This is a genomic window from Fusibacter paucivorans (assembly GCF_018390735.1).
Lineage (GTDB): Bacteria > Bacillota > Clostridia > Peptostreptococcales > Acidaminobacteraceae > Fusibacter > Fusibacter paucivorans.
Genome location: NZ_JAHBCL010000008.1, coordinates 32,488 through 55,494, shown reverse-complemented (window position 1 = coordinate 55,494; position 23,007 = coordinate 32,488). Strand labels below are relative to the sequence as shown.

Annotated in this window: 23 protein-coding genes and 1 riboswitch; all 23 genes read right to left on the bottom strand. The window is 43.8% G+C overall.

The window, feature by feature from the left end; genetic code table 11:
• Nucleotide 1: 1 nt before the first annotated feature.
• Nucleotides 2-610 (bottom strand): 4Fe-4S dicluster domain-containing protein, encoded by a 609-nt coding sequence (locus tag KHM83_RS05850; RefSeq protein ID WP_213235976.1) that lies wholly within the window; start codon nucleotides 608-610, stop codon nucleotides 2-4.
• A 62-nt stretch (nucleotides 611-672) separates the two neighbouring features.
• Complete coding sequence (locus tag KHM83_RS05845) at nucleotides 673-2,013, bottom strand: UbiD family decarboxylase (RefSeq protein ID WP_246542885.1); 1,341 nt, start codon at nucleotides 2,011-2,013, stop codon at nucleotides 673-675.
• Nucleotides 2,014-2,150: 137 nt separating this feature from the next.
• Nucleotides 2,151-3,104, bottom strand: a complete 954-nt coding sequence (locus KHM83_RS05840) for a molybdopterin-binding protein (RefSeq protein ID WP_213235975.1) — start codon at nucleotides 3,102-3,104, stop codon at nucleotides 2,151-2,153.
• On the bottom strand, nucleotides 3,094-3,906 hold the full coding sequence (locus tag KHM83_RS05835; protein WP_213235974.1) for a beta/alpha barrel domain-containing protein: 813 nt from the start codon (nucleotides 3,904-3,906) through the stop codon (nucleotides 3,094-3,096). The genes KHM83_RS05840 and KHM83_RS05835 overlap by 11 nt, the downstream gene beginning before the upstream one ends.
• 95 nt (nucleotides 3,907-4,001) lie before the next feature.
• Nucleotides 4,002-5,039: an Ldh family oxidoreductase gene (locus tag KHM83_RS05830; protein WP_213235973.1), complete on the bottom strand. Its 1,038-nt coding sequence runs from the start codon at nucleotides 5,037-5,039 to the stop codon at nucleotides 4,002-4,004.
• Between the two features lie 13 nt (nucleotides 5,040-5,052).
• The gene (locus KHM83_RS05825; RefSeq protein ID WP_213235972.1) at nucleotides 5,053-6,918 is read right to left on the bottom strand and encodes a TRAP transporter permease; all 1,866 of its coding nucleotides are present in this window, start codon (nucleotides 6,916-6,918) and stop codon (nucleotides 5,053-5,055) included.
• 29 nt (nucleotides 6,919-6,947) lie between these two features.
• Nucleotides 6,948-7,151 (bottom strand): hypothetical protein, encoded by a 204-nt coding sequence (locus KHM83_RS05820; protein ID WP_213235971.1) that lies wholly within the window; start codon nucleotides 7,149-7,151, stop codon nucleotides 6,948-6,950.
• Nucleotides 7,152-7,175: 24 nt separating this feature from the next.
• Nucleotides 7,176-7,313 carry a hypothetical protein gene (locus tag KHM83_RS05815; RefSeq protein ID WP_213235970.1) on the bottom strand — a complete coding sequence of 46 codons (138 nt, stop codon included), beginning with the start codon at nucleotides 7,311-7,313 and terminating at the stop codon, nucleotides 7,176-7,178.
• Nucleotides 7,314-7,354: 41 nt separating this feature from the next.
• The gene (locus tag KHM83_RS05810; protein ID WP_213235969.1) at nucleotides 7,355-8,452 is read right to left on the bottom strand and encodes a TAXI family TRAP transporter solute-binding subunit; all 1,098 of its coding nucleotides are present in this window, start codon (nucleotides 8,450-8,452) and stop codon (nucleotides 7,355-7,357) included.
• A 23-nt stretch (nucleotides 8,453-8,475) separates the two neighbouring features.
• Nucleotides 8,476-9,762 carry a thiamine pyrophosphate-dependent enzyme gene (locus KHM83_RS19850; RefSeq protein WP_213235968.1) on the bottom strand — a complete coding sequence of 429 codons (1,287 nt, stop codon included), beginning with the start codon at nucleotides 9,760-9,762 and terminating at the stop codon, nucleotides 8,476-8,478.
• Between the two features lie 14 nt (nucleotides 9,763-9,776).
• Nucleotides 9,777-11,033 (bottom strand): NAD(P)/FAD-dependent oxidoreductase, encoded by a 1,257-nt coding sequence (locus tag KHM83_RS05800; protein ID WP_213235967.1) that lies wholly within the window; start codon nucleotides 11,031-11,033, stop codon nucleotides 9,777-9,779.
• Nucleotides 11,034-11,043: 10 nt separating this feature from the next.
• Nucleotides 11,044-11,571, bottom strand: coding sequence for a hypothetical protein (locus KHM83_RS05795; RefSeq protein WP_213235966.1), 528 nt, complete (start codon nucleotides 11,569-11,571; stop codon nucleotides 11,044-11,046).
• A complete protein-coding gene (locus tag KHM83_RS05790; RefSeq protein WP_213235965.1) occupies nucleotides 11,543-12,226 on the bottom strand; it encodes a hypothetical protein in 684 nt (227 codons plus the stop codon). The genes KHM83_RS05795 and KHM83_RS05790 overlap by 29 nt, the downstream gene beginning before the upstream one ends.
• Nucleotides 12,227-13,114 (bottom strand): 2-oxoacid:acceptor oxidoreductase family protein, encoded by an 888-nt coding sequence (locus tag KHM83_RS05785; protein WP_213235964.1) that lies wholly within the window; start codon nucleotides 13,112-13,114, stop codon nucleotides 12,227-12,229. It abuts the gene before it with no gap.
• A gap of 59 nt (nucleotides 13,115-13,173) precedes the next feature.
• The gene (locus KHM83_RS05780) at nucleotides 13,174-13,866 is read right to left on the bottom strand and encodes an acetate--CoA ligase family protein (protein ID WP_213235963.1); all 693 of its coding nucleotides are present in this window, start codon (nucleotides 13,864-13,866) and stop codon (nucleotides 13,174-13,176) included.
• A 1-nt stretch (nucleotide 13,867) separates the two neighbouring features.
• The gene (locus tag KHM83_RS05775) at nucleotides 13,868-15,307 is read right to left on the bottom strand and encodes an acetate--CoA ligase family protein (protein ID WP_213235962.1); all 1,440 of its coding nucleotides are present in this window, start codon (nucleotides 15,305-15,307) and stop codon (nucleotides 13,868-13,870) included.
• A 473-nt stretch (nucleotides 15,308-15,780) separates the two neighbouring features.
• Entirely contained in the window at nucleotides 15,781-16,563 is a 783-nt protein-coding gene (locus KHM83_RS05770; protein WP_213235961.1) for an ABC transporter ATP-binding protein, read from the bottom strand.
• Nucleotides 16,560-17,735: a FecCD family ABC transporter permease gene (locus tag KHM83_RS05765; protein WP_246542883.1), complete on the bottom strand. Its 1,176-nt coding sequence runs from the start codon at nucleotides 17,733-17,735 to the stop codon at nucleotides 16,560-16,562. Before KHM83_RS05765 ends, KHM83_RS05770 begins: the two co-directional genes overlap by 4 nt.
• A 2-nt stretch (nucleotides 17,736-17,737) precedes the next feature.
• Nucleotides 17,738-19,336, bottom strand: a complete 1,599-nt coding sequence (locus KHM83_RS05760; RefSeq protein WP_246542875.1) for an ABC transporter substrate-binding protein — start codon at nucleotides 19,334-19,336, stop codon at nucleotides 17,738-17,740.
• Nucleotides 19,337-19,653: 317 nt separating this feature from the next.
• Nucleotides 19,654-20,067, bottom strand: a complete 414-nt coding sequence (gene tsaA, locus KHM83_RS05755; protein ID WP_213235960.1) for a tRNA (N6-threonylcarbamoyladenosine(37)-N6)-methyltransferase TrmO — start codon at nucleotides 20,065-20,067, stop codon at nucleotides 19,654-19,656.
• Complete coding sequence (locus KHM83_RS05750; protein ID WP_213235959.1) at nucleotides 20,058-20,384, bottom strand: hypothetical protein; 327 nt, start codon at nucleotides 20,382-20,384, stop codon at nucleotides 20,058-20,060. The genes tsaA and KHM83_RS05750 overlap by 10 nt, the downstream gene beginning before the upstream one ends.
• Before the next feature lie 31 nt (nucleotides 20,385-20,415).
• Nucleotides 20,416-20,612: riboswitch (cobalamin riboswitch) on the bottom strand.
• Between the two features lie 94 nt (nucleotides 20,613-20,706).
• On the bottom strand, nucleotides 20,707-22,353 hold the full coding sequence (locus tag KHM83_RS05745; protein ID WP_213235958.1) for an HD domain-containing phosphohydrolase: 1,647 nt from the start codon (nucleotides 22,351-22,353) through the stop codon (nucleotides 20,707-20,709).
• A 29-nt stretch (nucleotides 22,354-22,382) separates the two neighbouring features.
• Nucleotides 22,383-22,976 (bottom strand): TetR/AcrR family transcriptional regulator, encoded by a 594-nt coding sequence (locus tag KHM83_RS05740; RefSeq protein ID WP_213235957.1) that lies wholly within the window; start codon nucleotides 22,974-22,976, stop codon nucleotides 22,383-22,385.
• Nucleotides 22,977-23,007 lie beyond the last annotated feature (31 nt).

The following is a 23,007-nucleotide window of genomic DNA, read 5'->3' as shown; positions in this document are numbered from 1 at the left end:
ATCATTCTCCTTCCGGCTTAATTTTTGAGATAGCATCCAGCAGTGCTTCATCTTCTGCAAAGTAGAAGCCGCGTGCATTATATTTTTCACGAATTTCCTCAGGTATATCCCAAATCGTCGGTGTTTTGCCGTACCATTGCCATCCTCTCGGCTTTTCGGGAACGATACCCGCCGCATCAAGCATTCTCAGTATTGGTTGGATGCATTCCACACCGCATCCTGTTCGAATACCCGTCATTTGCGATACTTTTTCAGGCGTATCGGCGCCTTTTAAAATTGCCGCAGCCACTTCATCTGCCCTTGTCTCTGTGCAGTAACACACAATTTGCTCCGGATTGAACTTCGCTTTAAGGCAAATCGCTTTCATCGCATCCTGATCTACCGAAGCAACATCTACTTTAAGGTAAATGGGTTCATCTCTTTTTACCAGTTCGATGACGGAAATCGGACAGCGCTGTTCACAGTTACCGCATCCTGTACATAAATTCGAATCAATGATCGCCTTACGGTCTTTCATTTCGATGGCGTACACTGGACACACTTTGTCACAGGTACCGCATCCAATACACTTTTCCAAATTGACTTTTGCAAGCCAAGTTACTTTTTTCATCTCTGCCTCCTCAACGATTGACTTTACGCCCTTTACAGCACTGTTGCCTCAGTCATTTTCTTTTAGAGATAGTCTTCTCTTTTCATTTGTTCGAGTCCTGGAATACGCATCACTTGAAACTTATTTGAATCCCGGTCAAGTCGAAGCGTCGCATCCAATCCGATTTTGTCAGAAATCCCCTTATCGGAAGAAGGATCGAGTTTTGATCCCAAGCTTCCCTTGATGAGCATTAAATCTTCACCGGCTTGGAACCGTGTGGCCAATGCCCACTCAACATGATCGGCATCAAAAATATCGATGTCATCATCGACGACGATGACGTGTTTTATTTCATGGCTATTGGAAAATGCCGCTAAAATAGCGTTTTTACCTTCGCCTTCATGTTCTTTTTTAATGGATACAACTGCATGGTAACGGCACGATGAACCGAAAGTAATGTGAACGGCTTTAACCGTCGGCACCGTATGGGCGATCGTGCGAAGCATTGACGCTTCCCGTGCAATACCACCGAGCAGCAAGTGCTCTTTTGTACCCGGTAAGATCGTGTGATAAATGGCGTCTTCACGGCGACAAATCGCTGTCACATTGATTACCGGGCGATCGCCCGCCGGTCCGTAGTACCTTGGGAATTCACCAAACGGGCCTTCCACTTTCCGCACGCTGGGAACCAGTTTGCCTTCAATGACGATTTCGCAGTGTTCTGGTACGTCAACATTGACCGTTTCACATTTCACCAATTTCAATTGATTGTCCAGCATGGCATTGGCAATTTCCAGTTCATCGACACCGTATGGCGTAATGGCTTGTGATGCGAGCAGCAACGCAGGCGCCGCACCGATACATATGGCGATATCAAGCGCTTCACCCCTTGCCTCATATTGTGAAAACAAATGCCAGAGATGTCTTGGCAATATCAAAATGCCCATTTCTTTTTCATTAAAGACTTGCAGTCGATGGATAGAGACATTTTGTTTCCCCGTCGCAACGTCTTTTACAATTAACAATCCAGCAGTTATATATTGCCCGCCGTCTTTCTCATGGTGAATTGGAATGGGGAGCTCCAAGAGATTAACCGCATCCCCAACTTGGACGCATGATTTGTGTGCAGGTTTTTCCTGACTGTATTCACATGGCAATGGTTCTGCCATACAAGCCAGATACTTATCAATCAATTTATCCACTTCGACGCCAACCGAATCGGCAATACTCTTACGATCAAAGACGACATTAGAGATAACCGGCATCTCGTAATGCTTGACATTTTCAAACAGACACGTCTTTTCACCGTCAAACAATTTCGTCACGCCTGCCAATTCATGATTAATGACTACTTCTTTTTTGATTTTCGCAAGATGATCCTGCGCTTCCAAATAGGTCATCCATTTTCTTAATGATTCAAACAAAACACAGCCTCCGTCATTTTATTATTGGTACGCGATTGCGTTAACCGCCTTTTGATGCGATCGATTTTACAAAGCTTTATCATGCCATTTAAGGCTGTTAGCACAGCCCTCTTATCAGCCCTCTTATCTAACAGCAGCTAGTGATGCCATTGATCTCCATGTGAACTGTCGACAGCCTCTTCCGAATGCCTGCCCATAGCATGTTTTTGCGCATACTGTTTTTGCAGTTTTTGCCTGAGTACTGTTGCCATCGCCTGAGCCATTGCCGTTTTATCACGATCAATAGTTTCCAAATAAGGCAATATAGCATCCAGTGCCATCCTCACCTCGTCGTTTGGTCCCGGCATGGCAATCATATGAGATAATCCAGTGGTGCCCACTGCGACACGAACGCCATCTTTGACGTGACGTCCTGTTCCCTTTTGAAATTTTACGATATATGGCGCTGCTAATTCCGGGTCAATTTTTTCAATCGCTTCTACCGTTTTGTCTTTATCTTCTGCACCAACACCACCGGTTGTAATAATCAATCCATAGCCCGCCTCTGCTGCTGTTCTCAGTTTTCCGGCAATAAGATCGAGATCGTCATCAATAACCGGCTGTATCGTCACTTTAAAACCGCGCGCTTCTAAAACAGCTTGTATATACGTTGAATTAGTATCTTCAATCATGCCGCGCTTAACTTCAAAACCGGTTGGATAAATACAGACGCGTTTTGCCACATGGCTTAAAATTTCGATGCCCATAAGCTCTGCTGATTTAACGGCAACCCCCATTTCAGGTTCCTCTAAATCAATAATGCCTAAAATGCCGTGCGAATGAATATGTGTCTCAGCACGCGTTGAAAAGCCTTCAATACCGTTAAGCGCATCAAACAGCGCTTTCTTCTGTCCAACCAACTGATCGGCATCAATATCATCTACCAACACGTCAAGACTAATGTGATCTTCACGAACATCCACAACGAGCACTTGCGATTTTGGCAATTGCAACACTTCGGCTGTCACAGCTGCAACATCGTTTAAATTAACGCCCTCCATCATTACAGGGCCAATCCATAATTCTGTCTTGTTTAATGTATTAAACTGCATTTGACACCTCACTTATCACGTCAAGCTTCATATCCAGCAGAGGTGCATCAATGATTTCTTTGCCAAAGCATAGAAAATCGGCACCGCATTCGAGGTATGTGGGAATCTCTGCAATTTTCAAATCGCTGGCAAACCCAACTTGAACCGTCGTATTCGGAAGCGTTTCAAGGTATTGCTTAACGATTTTCAGATCATCTAGCCGGCCTGTATCGACCATGAGAATATCCGCCCCCGCTTCAACTGCTGTACGCGCTTCAGCATCAATCGACATGTATTTCCCCTTCAATTGAACCACCTTTTTTAACCCCTCCATTGCTTTAACGGCATAAAGTGCTTCAGAAATACCGCCGAGCATCTGAATATAATTTTTATCTAAATAGACAAATGGCATTTCGATCATTCTCGTACTGGCGCCTACGATCCCAACGGTTTGTTGAATGGATCGCTTCATTTCGTTTGGCATCTTCTTCCACGCGCCCGCTACGATTCGACCTTTGTCATCTGCCAGTTTTACAGCTTTAAATGCAGCCGTCGCAACGCCGGAAGCTTTTGCCATCCTTCCAATAACCGTTTCTTCAGCCATGATGAGATTCTCCGAAAATCCCTTGAGTGTACAGATGGTATCACCCGAATCAACGGCATCGCCATCATGAACACAAAATTCATAGTCAAGCGCCAAATGCTTTAATTGTTTGGCGGCTTCCAACGTTCCGACGACCACACCTTCTCTGTCCACGGTGATCCTCGCTTCAAACTGCTTATTGCGAATACCCTTTAGTATTTCTTTCCTAATATCAATCAATGAGAGCCCTCCATACATTTCACGAACGCCCCATGAATGGGGTGACGCCCCGAACAGTATTGACTGGGGTGACTGTTCGGGGAGTCTATGTGGCTTTAGTACTTGCTTTTCCACGCCTCAAGCACATCCATCGTCGGCTTTGGAATTGCAATACCATCCTTTAAGTTTTTCTCTCGTATACCAGCTTCAATTTCGCCCGGCATAAAGATTTGATTAAAGCCTTGAGCAAGTTTCGAACTTTTCATTCTCGCCTTATTTGCTTCAATTTTTTCATAGTACTCATCTAAATCCATAAAATCTTCAATGTTGATAAAATAAGCGAAGTGCCCAATGTCCTGAACGCCTTCAAGGTCGCCAAACAGCGATGTAATGTTTGTTCCATAGTTCGATCCCGTTAAAATACCTGCCATGATATCAATCATTAATGATAAGCCAAAGCCCTTAGGCCCAGCTGCCGGCAACAAAACGCCGTCAAGTGCTTCTTTGGCATCAACCGTTGGCACACCGTCTTTATTCAATGCAGTTCCCTCCGGCAAAGGCAAGCCTTTTCGTGCTGCCACAAAGACTTTGCCCCTTGCAATTGCCGTGGTTGCCATATCCAAAACAATCGGATAGCCCTTTGTCGGAAAGGCATACGAAAGTGGATTGGTCCCAATGCAAAGATCCGTACCGCCCCATGGTGCCATTAATGGCGTCCCATTTGTAGCGACGAATGCAATGACATCAGATTTGGCTGCGAGTTCTGTATAAAAACCAGTTGCACCAAAGTGATTGGAATTTCTGACTGCTACGACAGAAATGCCGTTTTCCTTCGCTTTTTTTACACCCATTTCCACTGCCTTTGTCATTGCTACCTGACCAAGTCCGTGGTTGGCATCTAAGATGAGTAAGCTGCCTTTTTCTTTAATAACGTCAAGTTTCGTTTTCGCTTTGACACTGCCTGCCTGAATACGCTGCATGTAAATGTCCAGCCATCTGACGCCATGTGTCTCAATCCCTTTTGCATTGGTATCAACCATGACTTCCGCCGTCATATCTGCTTCATCTGTTGGTACCCCGAGTTTTTCCAACAAGTAGATAACATCCTGCTTCAACTGCTCCTTCGTTACAATTACCTGTCCTTCTGTTTGCATTTTATCCACCTTTCTAAAATTCTTTGTTTAGCACCAATTTCTTGCTCTTGCGCAATGAGCTCGCAATGACGACAATCGCACAAACAGCGCCAATAATGTCCGTCACCGGTGTTGGAATAATCAGGACTATCGCCGCAGCGGCACCTAAGATCATTTCAAATCTGGACGCCTTTGTGAGATACCATCCCGAAATGGCACCTGCCAAAATCCAAACCCCAACCCCCGTCGTGAGGAAGCTCCACGCAATCCAAAGCGCATTCCCTTCCATTAGCAATGCCGGGTCAAAGGCAAAGACAAAAGGAATGATAAAGCCGGCAAACGTAAATTTAAAGGCCTTCCAACCCGTCTTACTTGGATCGGAGTTCGCAATGCCTGCCGCTGTATATGCTGATAATGCGACTGGTGGTGTTACAAAGGACAAGAGTGCAAAGTAGAAAGCAAACAAGTTAGCAGCCAATACCGGGATGCCAAGTTCGATCAACGTTGGCACCAAAAGCATTGAAACAATGATGTATGCCGATATCGTCGGCATGCCCATACCGAGAATAATACAGACAAACATAACGGCCAGTAGGCTTATAAAGATATTGCCGCCGGCAAGCGCCACAAAGAGTCCACTAAACTTTGTCGCCAAATTTGATGAAATTACCGTACTGATGATGATCCCGGCAGCGGCACATGGAATGGCAATCGCCGGAAGTCCCGCAACAGTCGCGGTAAGTGCTTGCATAATCTTTTTAGGAAGCATCCGTGTCTCTCGACTTAAAAAGCTCAATACGATCAAGAGTGCCGTACTTTTTAAACCTGCTGACATAACGGATGTGCCAGCGCCGATATAATAGATCAATAAAAACAGCGGGATCATCAAGTGCCCATATTTCTTAATCGATTCTTTTAAAATCGGAAGCTGGTCTTTTTTAAGGCCATCAAGTTTGTGTCGTCGTGCATAAAAATCAACTTGTGCAAAGATACCATAGTAATAGAAAAATGCCGGTAGTGCTGCTGCTAAAGCAATTTTGCCATAGCTTATTCCCGTGGTCTCCGCCATGATAAAAGCTGCTGCACCCATGATTGGCGGCATGAGCTGCCCGCCTGTTGAGGCTGCTGCAACAATTCCTGCTGAAGATTCGCCGTCGAAGCCATTGTTCTTCATCAGTGGAATGGTCAATGAACCAACTGCCACAACATTGGCAACAGCGCTACCGCTGATCATCCCCATAGCGCCGCTGGCAATAACGCTCGCCTTGGCCGTTCCACCTCTTGAGCGTCCGGCTACTTTCATCGCGACATCAATAAACAGTTTGCCGCCGCCGCTGTACTCAAGGAAAGACGTGAAGAGTAGGAAGTAGAAGACATAAGAGATAACAGCGCTAATAGGTGCACCAAAGATACCGCCCGATGACATAAAATTTGTTTCAACAAATGTTCGAATGCTAAAACCACTGTGCCTTAAGACACCTGGAATGTGAGGCCCGAGAAAACCAAAGGCCATAAAGAAGGCGACGAGCCCCAGCAGTACATTGCCGGCCAAGCGGCGCGTTGCCTCTAAAACGAGTACGATGAGTATCATGCCAAAAACCTTATCAATCGTTAATAATTTTTCGACAAATACAATCCGCGTCGAAATGCGGTCACTGTTGACTGTCGCATAGACAATTAATGCAATCAACAGTGGAATTGAAATATAATTGGTAATTTTTTCATACGCGTTCTTTGGCACGCGGATGAATAATACCAACAGCACCAGTGCTAAAAAGATCATTCTGTGTGCCATAACCGGAATAATCGCCAGCGTCATTGCAAGTAATTGGAAGACGACTAAAGTAATCGTAATAAGACCAGGTGCAATTTTTCGCCAATTCTCCTTTAAATATGCCATAAACGAAGCTCCTTTATTTTAGCTTTTCGTTAGATTACATCATTTTTTGACCGTCGGTCATAAAGATCTTCTAAAGTATTGCAAGGTGTTTCAGGCATGAGCCCCAAATCAGCCGACCACTTGAGTTTACGCTGTACCGCATTCATCACGATCGGATCAAATCTCAAATCTGCCTCGAATGTCACACACGCTTGTACTTCAAGCGTCAGCGCCTCTAAAGATGCCTTAGGCATGGCACCCGTTTCTTTAACGCACTTTTATATCGGCATTGTCTGTTCTAAAGGCGCATCGATCAAGAGGGTATCGAAGACGAAAATGCCTTCGATACCTTTTGATTTAATGTCCTTGCAGCTGAGGTATCCGGCATTGCCAAAGCCAGTAAACCCTAACTGCATGATACCTATCCTTTTTCAACATTAACCCGTTGTTGTCATCATTATTTGATGTAGCCCATTTCACGATAGTATTTTTCTGCACCTGGATGGAGCGGAATATAACCGTTCATTTCAGGAAGGCCGGCTTTTGCCGGATCAAAGTCTGCAAGACTCGCATGTGCTGCTTTTAATTTATCGAGATTCTCACAAACCGATTTGACAATAGCATATGCTGTTTCTTCACTCATGCGATCTGATGCGATGACACCTGTTGGATAACCGACTGTCACAACTTCTTCGTCAGTGCCGACGAATTCGCCTGGTTCTACGGTTACATTTTCAATATGTCCGTACTTGTCCGCAAGATAAGTTCTTTGCTCATCATCAATCGGAATCATTGTCAAGCCGCCTCTGAGGCACATTTCAACAAAATCCGGTTGTTTGTAGCTGATGTTGTGAATGAAGACGTCTGCCTGACCATCTTTCATCAAGTTAACGGCTACCGAGAGCTCGACGTTGTTAACGGTACCGCCATATGACTCAATGTCTTCATAAGAGATGCCGTAAGCTTCTAAGACTTGTCTTGCCATTGCTTCGCCTAGACCGCCTTTTTGGACTGTCAAAAGTCTGATTTTCATTTGATTGTCAATAATGTCTTGAATAGAGTCAATGCCCAAATCGTCTCTGATGATAATCCCAACGCGGTAAGGTAAGCTTAGGCCGCCAATCAGCGCTCTAAGATTCGTCATATCTTTGCCTTCATAATCCAAAATGCCGTTGTACGCCCAGTTCTGCGATGAACTAAAGGAAAGTCCCAAGTCCGCTTCCCCACCAGAAACGAGGATTGGATTGCCAATACCACCTTGATACGGCAGTACGTCAACAATTGAATTCGGAATAGCTTCTTTCATTAAATCTGCAATGGTTACGCCGTAAATGTACCACGATCCCCCAACTGTCATCGATGCAAATTTGAAATCTGTCTGCAACCCTGATGATTCAGAATCAGTTGATGGTGTTGATTCGGATGACGTTTCAGACGATGTCGACGCACTTGCAGATCCCCCACTTTCTTCACTAGAACAGCCTGCAATAAGGAATGAGAACGTCATCAATGAGATTACTAGCAAAATTACCGATAATTTCTTTAGATTCTTCATTTTCAACCACCTTTTTCAATTTTTTAAATATCTTGACAGTCTACAAGTCTTTTGACTTTCTTGTAGCCCTTATCAACAAATTTTTGAAGCAACTCAACTTCTTCCTCGCTCATATGTGAAAAACGCTTCATATTCTTTGTGAATGCCTCAATTGGCTTTGCGTGTTTTTCCACATGTGTAAAGTGATAATTGCCGTTTTCACATTCCCAGAGCGGGAAGTAATTCGTTTGTACCGCATCTCTCGTGACATCGACCGCTATTGAAGTATCACTCTTCCAGCCAGTCGGACACGGTGCCAGTACGTGAATATAAGCCATCCCCGTTTTAACCGCTTCTTTTGCTTTTTTGAGCTTTTCGACAAAATCTTCCATATAACCCAGCGTTGCCGTCGCTGCATACGGGATGCCATGTTCCGCCATGAGAATTGGCACGTCTTTTGCCGTTACACTCTTTCCGCGATCGAGATCACTGATTTGCGTCGTATTGGTCCATGAACCAAACGGCGTTGTACCACTTCGCTGAATACCCGTATTCATATATGCTTCATTGTCATAGCAGATATAGAGAATGCGTTCATTACGCTCTGCTGCTGCTGATAAAGCACCGAAACCGATATCCGCCGTTGCACCGTCCCCGATAATGGCGAGGCAAATGGTATCTCTGCCAATTTTCTTGAAGTAACGAGACACACCGCTTGCGCTGGAAGCAACATTGGTCATCAACGTGCCATAGTAGGCAAATTCGCCCCTGCTGCTCATAACGTTACAGCTTGGCGCCCCAAAGAGAACGACATCATTGCCCAGAACTTTCATAACCGTACGATTCACAAGCTCCATTGTACAGCCGGCACAGAACTGTAAACCAAGTGATAACCTGTCTTTCACTTCAAATGATCTAAAGATCTCATTAGCTTTTTTATAAGAGAGAATATCCTCAGGACAATCCGGTACACAAACAGGATTACCGCCGCAGCCATCACATTTCATGGATTGATGCGCCGAAGGACTTGAGAAAATACCGCCATACGGGCACATCATATTACAGAGACCACAGCCAATGCACTTATCAGGATCCAGTGCGACAAAACCATCTTTTTCCCGTGTCATCGCACCCGTCGGACAAACGTCAATACATTCGCAAACGCTGCACTGATTACAAGTGGATACGGTATGGTAATTCTTTTCAGGCAGATCAATTTTTTCAATAACTGCCATGCCATGACCGTTTTCTCTTGCGGCACAAGCGCCAATGCAAACCTGACAATCTGATGGACAAGCCTTTTTATCAATTACTAAAGTATTATTTGCCATTTTTCGCCTCCACTTTAATTCTTAACCGCATCATGGTATTTCATCATCATCCACATTGCGGTTTCTTTTGGTTTTGAAAGCAACAATTCTCGCTCATTGACGATAGGCACTTGTTCACAAATTAAATGTCTGAACACGCCCGGGTGGACTGATTTCATATTATAACCCTCGACGCCGACTAAAAAGTCCCCTTTGAAATAGAGTTTAATATTTTTATCTGTGTCCACTTTTTCCAGTCGTTCATCATAACGGTCGGATTCACTTTCGAGAACGCCGATGCTGAACAGGTTCTCTTTAAAGCATCTCAGATAATTGCATGAAACCCAACCGGCGTATTTTTCATCGGCACCCAGCATATTTCTGCCGGCAACATAGCCCTGCTGTGCCGCTTCAGGTGAAATCGGACACGTGCCAATCAGTTCGCCTGCATAATCTTGTGCCGCAACAACATCTCCGGCAGCATAGATATCCGAATGCGATGTTTCCAAGTATTGATTGACTAAGATCCCGCCGTCGCATTGTTCAAACAAGTCACCGCCAATAACATTCGGATTGACGCCGACCGCCATAATGACTTGATCTGCAGACAGCTTGGTGCCATCGTTCAATTCAACATTAAAGCGTTCACCTTCTTTTTTACCTTGCAGAAAAGTTTTGCCTTCAATAATGCGAACACCGTGTTTTTCAAATTGTGCCTGCAATTTTTTGATATTGTCCTGACTAAAATATTTACGAAGTAAATAGCTTCTAACGACAATGGTTACTTTTATGCCGGATTCGCTTAAATGCTCTGCAACTTCAACGGCAACAAGACCTGCACCGTAAATTAGAACTTCTGAATTGGGTTTGATCTGTGTATTCAATTTTTCAAAGTCTGCCATGGTTCTAAACACCAGCAGATCTTCGTTTTTTAGACCATCTACTTTTAGCCCTTTTGGCGAAGCACCTGATGCAATCAACAATTTGTCATAAGCCATCGCTTCGTCACCTTGCAGTATGACCTCTTTTTTTGCCGGATCAACAGCGATAACCGCCTTGCCTGTAATAACATTGACATTCAAATCTTTAACGAGCTTCTCGCCCTTTTCGAACAGCGCTTCAGATGTCAAATCACCATTGATCAAATACGGCAGTGCCACAGGAGAATACGGCATCGTCTCTTCACGCGTAATAAACGTAATTTCCGCGCTGTAATCGAGTTTTCGCATCGCCTTCGCCGCCGCCTGAGCTGCCGGGCCAGCACCGATAATCATCATTTTTTTTCCGTTCATCCTATCCTCCCTATTCCCATACAAGCCAATTGGTTTCAGGAACGTCTTCACCTTCAGCTGCCGCTATGGTGACTGCCAATGCCTTCTCCAAATGGTCCACGGTAATATCCAAGCTCGCCAAGCCGTCAATAAAGTTAATCATTTTAGGCGGTGCTTTTAAGTCAGGCAACACGGCTTTCGCCTCCATGTGCAGGTGACCGCAGTTCCATCCCAGACAAATACTGCGCTCAATTGAACATACAATTTTCTTGCCTTCGAGAATTTTTCCCATTGCTTCTCTTGGATAAGGTCTAAACATTCTGATACGGGCGAGTCCGACTTTTAAGCCGTCTTTTCTCGCGTTGTCGATGACCGACTTTATTGTGCCGCCGACACTGCCGGCTGTAAGGAACAGTATTTCGGCATCATCTGCTTTATATGTCTCGACCATGCCGCCGTAGCGTCGGCCGAATAAGTTATAGAATTCTTCTTCTATTTCTGCGTATTTTGCTTTGACACGCTCTAATGCGTTAAGCGTTTGATAACGATAATTTTGCAAAGTCGCCGCCGGCGATACTGATGCTGAAGTGGAGGTTTTTACCTTCTTCAAGTGTTGTGCGTTTACGCCTTTTTTTAGAAACGGGTTCCAAAAATTTATCAACCAGTTCTTGATCCGGTACTTCTACACGTTCATATTGATGCGACAAGAAGAAACCATCGTATGCAACGACAACCGGCAGTAAAATGTCCGGATCTTCTGATAGGCGATATGCCATGAGAATTGAATCCAGAACTTCCTGACAATTAGCAGGCTCGATTTGAATCCATCCAGAATCGCGTATTGTCATAATATCCTGACGACTGCCGCCAACACCACGCATGGAAGAAGTTTCACGCGTTACATCAACCATAACAGCCGGTACACGCATGCCCGCGCAATACATAAACGGTTCATTCATATAGGAAAGTCCCCATGAAGAGGTCGCTGTAAAAACGCGCCCACCAGCAACACTCGCACCTGTAATGGCACTCATCGCCGAATGCTCACCTTCGACTTCAATCATTTCGCTGTCGATTTGCCCTTCCGCATGAAACTTCGCAAGTTCTTCTGCAAGCGGTGTTTGAGGTGTTATCGGATACATCGCAATGACATCTGGTCGCGCAAGTCTGACGCCATGCGCCGCCGCTTTGTTACCACTTAATACTTTAATCACTTATATCTCCCCCTCAATCACCATTTTTATTGCATGCGCCGGACATTCTCTGGCACAAACGCCACAGCCCTTGCAATAGTCGAAATTCGGCACAAAATAACGATCTTCTGACGCTTTAATACAGCCCGTAGGGCAGTAAAGACTACACCAGCCACACTGTCTGCAAGCCTTCTTGTTCAGTGTCGGTCTCATAAAACGCCATTCTCCTGTTTGAATCGTTTGAAAACCTTTGTCACAATCTTTCCAAGCTGATTCAAAAGGCGTCTTGGGGGGCGCTTCACATGCAATCTTTTTTTGCATATACAAATGTTCGCCTTCATCATCTTCTTCAGCTACTTCATATTCATAGAGCTGCGTTTCATTATAGCCCCTTGCCAACGCACCAATATTCTTATTTAGAAGCTTTCCGGCAAATTGCCCTTCAACTGCCGTTTTCAGATGATCGACCTCCACAAGCCCTGTAACTTTTGCAAATGCCCCCAACATAATGACATTTGTAATATTCGTTCCCGTTTCTTCAAAGGCGATTGACATCCCGTCAATCAAACCAATTCTCGCCGGTTTGACACCCATGCTTAGTATTTGGTCAACACTTTTCGCACTTGCGATTATCGTACCGCCACGCTTAAAACCATTGTAGATTTCTTTCTTTTCCAAAAGCGTCGGGTCGAGAATCATCAGGATATCCGGATGATAAACTCTCGTTTTTTCACGGATTGGATCATCGCTATATCTTGCAAATGCCATAACGGCTGATCCTCTTCTCTCAACGCCAAAGGATGGAAAAACTGACGCATAACGCCCACCGAGTACGAAGGCATTCGCCAACATTTCAGCGGCAATGACAGCCCCTTGACCGCCACGACCATGTAACCTTATCTCACCCATTACTTCCTCCTTAGTAATATCTTAATTGTCATAGACAATTTAAAACCTACTTACTGAAATTACTGAGTATTTAATACAAAACGCGCATCAACGGCAACACAGCCATCTGGGTAACAGATAATCGGATTAAAATCAATTTCCCGAATTTCATCATGGGTAGCGATTAATTTGCCAACGTTGACGAGCATTGCTGCGAGGGCGTCAATATCACTTGCCTTTTCACCGCGCACACCTTTTAGAAGCTCATATATTTTCGTCTCTTCAATCATGCGTTTCGCTTCATCGACTGTTATCGGCGCCAGTCTGAAGGCAACATCTTTAAAGACTTCGATGTATATGCCCCCCATACCGAACATAATAACCGGCCCAAACTGTTCGTTCTTCAGTGCACCGACGACAACTTCAATGCCCTTGGACATCATCTTTTGGATGACAACCCCTTCAATGATTGCATCTGGACATCTTTCAGCAACAGTTTGCATCATGCAGTCGTAGCTTTCTGAAAGCGCTTCTGCATTCTGAATGCCAACAATTACACCGCCTGCATCTGATTTATGGATAATCTGTTTTGAAAATATCTTGATAACAACGGGATAACCCATTTGGTTGCCTGCTTCAACACAGGCTTCACGTGTCGTAACGAGTTTTGTAGGCGGGCAGTCGATGCCAAATGCCTCACAGACTTTATGCGCGTCAAGTTCCGGTAGAATGACATTGCCCTTTTGAATGTTTTCTTGAAATATCGCCTTCATGTTACATCCTTTCATCCACTCCGTTATGTTTCAGGTAGTTACTGTATCTAATCATATTGATCATGACGCGTGCTGCTTCATCAGGGTATTCAAATGTAGGAAAACCTTTTTCTTCTAACATGACGCGGCAATCGCCAACAGCATTACCTGCCATGAGTACTGAAAACAACGGTTTTCGCTTTTCTTCAGGTACGGCATTGTAACCCTCTTCAATCGCTTTCGCAAGGTCTTCGCTGCCAATAAAGCCTGGAGGTGTCGTGATGAAAATGATCCCATCAATACTGTCATCAGCCATGAGCAGCGCAAGCGCATCTTTGTGCATAACCGGCGTAATGGATGCTGTCATATCAATATAGCCGTCCGGATTACCCACGTTGGCATTACCACTGAGAACGGCTTGTACAGACGTCACCAGTTCATCTGAAAAATGTGCCAGCTGTGCTTCACCCGTTTCAGTGAGTGCATCTACGCAAATCGTACTCGGTCCGCCGACGACGGTTAAAATACAAATGCGATTGCCTTTGGGGATCGGCATTTTATCAAATACGCGTCCCGTATGATAAAATTCTGCAATGGTGTTAGCGCGAATAATGCCCACTTGCTTAAAAGCACCATCGTAAATATTGTCATCACCTGCAATCGAAGCGGTATGGCTATGTGCGACATTAGAACCAGCTGCCGTTCTCCCTGCCTTAATCGCGACAATTGGTTTTTTAGATGTTACTGACTTTGCCACATCCATCAGTTTGCGCGCATCTGTCGTTCCCTCTAGATACATGGCAATAACCTTCGTGCGTTCATCATCGGCCATAAATGCCAATGTTTCCGTCACATCGACATCTGCCATATTGCCGAGTGTGACAAATTTGTTAATCCCTACGAGTTTATGATCTTTTGCCCAACGCAAATACGATGTTGCAAAAGCACCACTTTGGCTGATAATCGTCAGGCCGCCTTTTAAAGTTACCGGCGGTACACTGAAAGTCGTATTAATACCATTGTAAATATCAACGACGCCTTGACAGTTTGGCCCAATAACACGTGCGCCACATGACTTGATCGTCGCAATCATCTCATCCTGAAGTGCAATGGCCTCTTCTGTGCCAAGTTCTTTAAATCCTGCCGATACGATGGCTACTGCGCCAGCATCACCCACGGCTTCCCGACGTTCCTTAATTTCATAAGCAACGTTCAGTGCTTTGCTCGCGCCTACAGAAATGACGACGAGATCAACTGTTTCTGGAATTTCCAAAAGACTGCCGTAGCATTTTAACCCTTCAATTTCTTTAGCTGTTGGATTAACGGGAAAAACGTTACCCGTTAAGCTCATCTCCTTAGAGTATTTTAGAATTTGATTGCTGGGACTGCCTTGCCTTGCTGATGCACCTATAATGGCAACACCTCTGGGTGTAAAAAACGCATTAATGCTTGCCTCATTCACGATATGTTTACCCTCCTTTAACAATTGCAAGTTTCATTTCATCTATTTTATAGTAAACATTTTGAATATTTACTATAAAATTTGAATTTTTCAGTACCTTTCATTCTATTGACGATATAATCGATGAAACATTTACATTTTTTGTAATACAAACTTTGTTAATAGCAAATTACCCCTAAATGTACGGTATTGCCGTACCTCATTTGTAATTTTCATAACTATAACATAGGTCAAATTGTCTTTCAATAGATTCAGAATAGGTATAATGAATTCAAAATGTATTCTTTTTGAATTTGTTAATTGCTAAACAAAATTCATTATTTAGCATATCTAAACAATACTTTAGTAAATTTTACTTAATTTCTATTCATGATTTGTTAACATTTAAATCGTGCAATGTTTATAAGAAGCTATAAAAAAAACCGCACGAATCAGCCATTTGACTAATTCGTGCGGTTGTTCATTAAATTGTTCTATTGTGCAAAGCTACTCAGTGGCGACACCACCGGCACGCCGTCTTCATCACAACTTACACGTGCTATGACGCCATAAACGTCCTCAATCATCCTTTCAGTCATAACTTCTTTAGGACTGCCTACTGCATAGAGTGTACCATTTTCCCTTAAAACCACTAAATGATCTGCAAATCTTACGGCTAAATTGATATCATGCAGCACAATAATCATCGTAATTGGCTTCTCCTGCACTTTGGATCGCAAGAGTTGACATAGCTCCAGCTGTCTTTTTAAATCCAATGCATTAATGGGTTCATCCAGTAAAACGATATCCGAATCTCTCACAAGCGTCTGAGCGATAAACACGAGTTTCTTCTGACCGCCGCTCAACGCCGTAAAAGGGCGCGACGCCAACTCGCTAATATTGAGCTGAGCCATGCTTTTCATTGCATACGCAATATCTTCCGAGCGCACTTTTCGCTGTAGTTCCGGCAATCGCCCCAGTAACACCATTTCTAAAACAGTCAGCGAAGACTGCTCAATATCCATTTGCGGCAAATAAGCGATTTGCGAGATTTTCTCTTCTAATGCCATCGTCGCAAGCGGTGTTTCTTGTAAAAAAACGTTCCCCTTATAATCTAATATACCAAAAATGGCTTTCAATAAAGTGGACTTTCCAGCACCATTAGGTCCTAGTATCACATTAATGCCCGGTTTAAATGCAATGTCTAAATGTTCGAATACCTGATGACTCTTTCCCGCGCGTTTATATGCGAAAGAAAGATTTTCGATCCTAATCACAGCATCACCTTCATTCTATGAAAAATGATAACGATAAAGAATGGAATACCAATAATAGAAGTCACAAGACCAATCGGCAGTATAACCCCCGGCATTATCAATTTACTCAAGACGAAGGCAAACGATAAAACGAAGGCGCCAATAAGAGCTGACAGAGGCATAAAGTAACGCTGATCTTCGCCAACGAGCTGTCTGGCAATATGCGGCGCTATGAGTCCAACAAAACCTATTGTACCAACAAAACAAACGGCAATTCCCGCCAGAAGTGATGCTGTTAAAATTGCCATTCGCCTCATCTTTGAAACATTGACCCCAATACTCATCGCCTTAGAATCGTCAAGCGTCATCGCCGTGAGACGCCATGCATTGCGGTAGAGCAATAGCGTACAGCACAAAAGTACAATGGCAACAATACCAAATTTTATCCAAGTCGTCTTTAAAAGACTGCCAAAATTCCAAAAAACGAGACTTTGCAGCGCATCCTCATCAGCAATGTATTGCAGTGCCATCGTCAGTGCACTAAATAGGAAATTAAGCGCAACACCAAACAGAATAATTGCCGTCTTTCCAACTTGGCGCTGTCTTGAAAATAGATAAATCGCCATGGCAACCACAAAAGAAAACACAAAGGCATTCGCTGTTACGAGCAAAGTTTCCGATACAAATGGAATACCCGTATTGAGAATCAGTCCAAGTGCCGCACCAAAGGATGCCGCCGAAGAGATCCCGAGCGTAAAGGGGCTGGCAATTGGATTTCTCAAAATCGTTTGTATCTCACAACCGCTTACACCCAACGCAGCACCGACGACAATGGCCATCAAAGCCATCGGCAGTCTAATGGATCGAATAATCATCGCCTGATTGCCTTCACCGGTGCCAAGAAATACAGCTTTAATGATATCAATCAATGCAATTTGTGTCGAACCGATTGCCATATTCAAAAGTGCAAACGCTATAATTGCCACTGAAAAAAAGACGATGATTATTCGGCGGCGCTTAAGCATTTTCTCATAAAATTGTGTATAGGCCTCCTCAGAATCAAGCTCAGACGCCGCAAGCTGATCACCTCTTAACGCTTCAGCTCTTGCTTGTTCGCCGCTTGCCTCCTGCGAAATTGCAGCAATGGCAACATCTGCTTCTGCGAAAGTCTCTTCACGCATTCGTTTCATCATCACTATTCCTCATAGGGAATAAACCACGTGCTGATGCTACTGTCCGTCAACATAAAGCGATCAAAAAAGACATCCAATGCCGCTTCAGGATCGAGCTCAGAAAATGTATCCGGGTAAAACAAAGTTGCCATTTTCATCGTCGGATAAAATGCAAAGATGGAACGACTCGTCGAGTGCGCAAATTCATAGAGTTTTCCTTCTTCAATCGCATGAAGCGATTGCCAACCGATGCGATTGACAATATCAAAAGCATACGTTTCTTTTTCATCATTAATCGCATCAAGCCATCCGTCATTGATGCCGCTGACGACAATAATGTCTGGGTCTGCTTCCAGTACGTATTCTGGGTCAATTGTGTTACCTGCACCGCCAGCTGTTGCCGTCCCCATCAAAATTTCATCAGCAATATTTTTACCGCCTGCCATATTGATTGGCAATCCCCATCCAGACATACTGGTTGCCGTTGGTCCATAAATTTCTGCATAGCCTGATTTTTCATAATAGACCGTTGGTGCATCACCTGCATTGGCGATTCCCTCTTCGATTATTGCATATTGATCATTGATATAACCTGCAACTTCTTCTGCGCGTTCAGGCACTTCAAAAATATCCCCCAGCAATTTAAGGGTACTTGACACGGAATTTTTTAAATCTTTCCCCGGAACGTCAATCAAAACCACTTGGATTCCCGCTGCCGTCAATTGCGGTTCAACCTCTAAGGCATATCGATGGGCACCCATTGCCGAATTGACAAAGAGAACATCAGGCTGCGTCGCTAAAATCATTTCAAGATCAAATGGTGCATTATGATCAGAAATTTGACCTACGTGTACCATATAATCCCCAACGACAGGGACATAGAGCTGCGCATATTTTTGAAAACCACCGCCGCCGTCCTGACCGGAACCTACGAGCATATCAAATGCCTCTTGACCCTTTAACGGAATAATGAAATCGATGACATCCATGGTACTGATGGCATATGTCGATATCGGCAAATCAATCGTTACGGCTCTACCCTTGACATCGTTAACTGTTATTGACGAAGTCGTTGGCACCTTTTCAGGGAGCATTTCTGCATCAAAGGCTGATATCGACACCATTTCAATTTTCATCGAATCTTTGAAACCATATGCTTCGGCACTGTAACCCCCAGCTTCAAGTGCATTTGCAACTGCATTGACGATTCCCTTCGTCGTCTTGGTTGCACCTGAAATGACATCGACGTCTAGCGACTGCGCTTCGACAATCATGGAAGGGATTTTTTCAATGGCCAGCGTGCCAATGTCTTGAGTCTCTTCATTCTCCCCAACTTCTACAGCATGCATTTTTCCATCTGAATCGATTGTCAGTGTCACCGATAATTCACCGTGATACCCAGGTGCAGATGCCGTTAACTGTAAAGGCGTTTCTGGGATCGTCTCGCTTGCTTCTTCCATATTGGCATTTTCTTCAACAGCCGCCTGTTTAATACCTTCAGTCTCATTCGAAGGTTCTCCTTGCGTACAGCCGGATAACATCGATACCATCATGACAATCATCAGTCCAAATACTAAAATGTATCTTGAAAATATATGTTTATGATAATGCTGCGCTTTCATATGATCTCCTATCTTTCAGTCGATTGAGGAAATGGCACAATCGCCTTTAATTGAGTTTTCACCACACTGTGTTGAATAACTGGCTTTCAAAAGCCATGCCTATCGTGGCGAACACATTAACGTTGAATAATGCAATTTCCTCACTTGCTTATATTTCGTCAATTCTTTCATTTTCTATTTTCGTCTTTCATTTTTGTCTTACATTTCTGTTTTTCCTTCATTTACAGCTCTTTTCACTTGCTTTCTCATTTTTTCTTCGTTGGATCAATCACATTTTGACACCAACTTTTCCGCAAACTGCATCCCAGTTCCACACATTATGCTTCACGATGCATCTGCGAATCATCCAACATGGACACATAGGGCTTAATGTCCAGCAGTGGACTGCCATCTAGTGCATCGAGCCCGACAACAGTCAGCGTATTGGCTGAAATTGCCATAACTTCTGCGACACAGAGCGCAATCGGGTTCGGACGATTTGGCGAGCGGCATGCAAAGACACCCATCTCAACATCTCGCCTCGGCGGTATGGTTCTTAATACACTTCGATCTGCACGATCTCCCCAATAGAGAACGACGATGTGCGATTCTACCGCAACCCCTTTTAACGCTTCTGCGTATTCAGGTTCAACGTGAATCTTCATGATCTCTTTTGAATAAATCCCCTGTCTTGGTGCATCACCCTTGCACTGATAGGGGCTTTCTATTCGCCCAATTGATTTTAATTCCATCTGTCACCTCCAGTTTTTATTCGCCGCTTGTCAGCACAGGCGTTGTCGGCAACCTTCCCCACAAATCCGATATCGAGCCATCCGGTTTGGTATCGTCCTGCCGCAGTCAAGATTCGAGTACCTGAATCCTTGCAGAATACTGTAACACATCTTCTAATGGCCCTTCCTTCATCTTCCTTGCTTTTCTTTTTGCTTCCCTGATGCTTTTGAACTTGATTGTGCACATGTTCCCGCTTCGTTATCTTATCAACAGCAAAAAACCACTTATCACAACGATAAGTGGTCTTATAAGCGCCTTCATGACGCAAATCATCCAAAATAAAATTGCCCTCCATCGTCCGTAGAGTTTAAAGCAAACGAACACAGGCAGGTCTTCTGACTTAAGCATCATCACCACTCGAGCCTTCCCATTTTAGATCATTATGATAATCAAAACAGTGGCACCAACGAGCAGCTCTTCTTTTACAGCAGCGGGACTGTGCAGGAATTTCACCTGACTTCCCTTTTAACCGTATAAAATACGGACCTGTGTACACATTCAATTATGACAGCATTATAACCTTCTCACCGCCGTTTGTCCACAGATAATTTGGGGATTCGAGGGTATATTTTTATCATATACCCGAATAAGCCTTCTTTTCAAAGTTCGCTTTCATCAAGTGAAAAAGCGCGTTCTTGAAAATATTTTTCAACATCGTCAAGTGTCCATGGGGTCAGTGATGCGATTCGCGTACACACATCGACAGCATCACAATCGTACAAGCTGCCCTTATGCGTATTGAGATGTTCCAGTGCATATGCTTTCCCAAGTGATGGCCGATAAGGCCGATGGGAATTAATCGCTTCGTAGACATCCGCTACAGCTACAATTCTTGCTTCGATCATTAACGCCTCACCTTTAAGGCCAGCAGGATAACCAGAGCCATCAAGCCTTTCATGATGCTGTTTAACAATTTCAGCGATCGGCGTCGAAAAATAGACACTGCTTAAAATATCATATGCGGTCATAACATGTGTTTTCATCAGTTCGTATTCAATTGATGTCAGTTTATCCGGTTTTACCAAAATTTCAGATGGAATACTCACTTTGCCGATATCGTGAACGAGGCTCGCAAGGTAAACACTCTCAACCTGCCAACGGCTAAGACCCATGTTAACAGCAATTCTCGCTGCTAAAGCCGCTACTTTCTTTTGATGATCCGCCGTATAGAGATCCCGTTTTTCCACAAGCTTTCCCATAGAGGATACGAGTTCCCACATCTGCTTTCGCTGATTCTCAAACTTTTCGAAAATCTCCGTCTTATCCGTCACACAAACCATCATTTCACATTTTGTCAAACGTTCGTACTCAACTTCGTAGTATTTCTTATGCGCTTCATCCAAAAAATACTTTGATTCCTTATCGACGGCACTAAGATACCGCTTAATAAAACGCATCAGTGGCAATGTCTCCGTTTGGACAGTTTGAAGATTGTCATAAGTCTCTCTCATCTCTTTGAGAATTTGCATCATTGCCGGATTCATATCAATCACACGATAGTCCTCTGCTTCACTGGCATCGCCATAATCTGTTTCAAAGATGAAAATACCCTGTCGCATGTGCTCTATTAAGACACGGTAACGCCTCTCGCTCTGCTCAACAATTCTATTTTTATCGGACAATTCCAAATTGATTTTGTTTAATTGATCATTGAGTTCGGAAACATCCTGATAAGAAGCTTCCAATTCTTCATACCCCTGCATGAGTTCATCCTCCAGTTCCTTTGCCGTTATTCGCCGACCGATCATGTCGTGAAGCATTTTAACCAGATCACCCATCAAAGCAATAATGCTCTTGATTTCCACATGTGTTGTCATTCTGATTTTATCAAGCGCGCTGTAAAAGGCGTCCATGTCAAACTGCTGGCCCTCCGCCACTTTTCGAAAGGCTTCCCTCTCCGGCGATTCAAAAAGAAACTGGCTCAGCACCAACTGTGCGATAACCGTATCACCCATCACAATGGGGAACTGATACATATAAAACCCATTTGGGCATTTAAAAAGTCTCACTTTTTGCGTAGACATATTTGTACAAACAGATTGACAGATCACACCAGTCCGGCATCCTTTTCGCATAAATGCCGTGCATACTTCAGACCACGGCGATGCGATAATAATATTTCCTTCACTGTCAAGCAATGTAATCGGCATCTTTATGTATCGATAGAGCTGATTAATGTACGATGCCAACAGTTCAAGATCCAATATATCATTCAATGTGTGTGTTGATACTTCTGTCGGGTACATCCTTTACCTCCTTTACACTTCTCAACAGTTTAAATCCCCAAGTTACTCCAGAACATCTGCCAAAATTTTTGTGTTGTTCTATCGTCCAGCATAATCCCCGACAGTAATATTTCATTTAGCATGCTGCTCTGAAACCGTTTAAAATGGTGAAAAAGCAGTTTGCTGTCATATTGGGGTAAACCTATACTAAGTTCATCGTAGATAGATTTACACAATTCATATTCTTCATTGCGCCAGTTCTCGAATTGCTCGCGAGATGAAAGGGCAATACCCTCTTCTGGAAAAATACGATATCTCAATATAAATTTGAACGGCGCACTGTTTTCTGCACATGCCTTAATACTGCTGTTAAGAAGCATATAGAGCTTTTCAATCGGCGGCACATCAATCTTTAAATCACGTGCCATCTGCAATTGAACAGCTTCGTACCGTTCTGACAAAATGTCATTTAGCACGCTCATAAAAAGCGCTTGCTTCGAATCATAGTAAAAATAAATCGAAGATGCCTTAATACCAATTTCTGCGCTTATTTTACGCATATTGGTGGCTTCATAGCCCTTTTCTAAAAAATACTTAAATGCAATCCTCTTAAGCTGTGCTTGTTTATTATCGTTAACTGCCATACCCATTGGCACAAACCTAACGTTCGTTAGG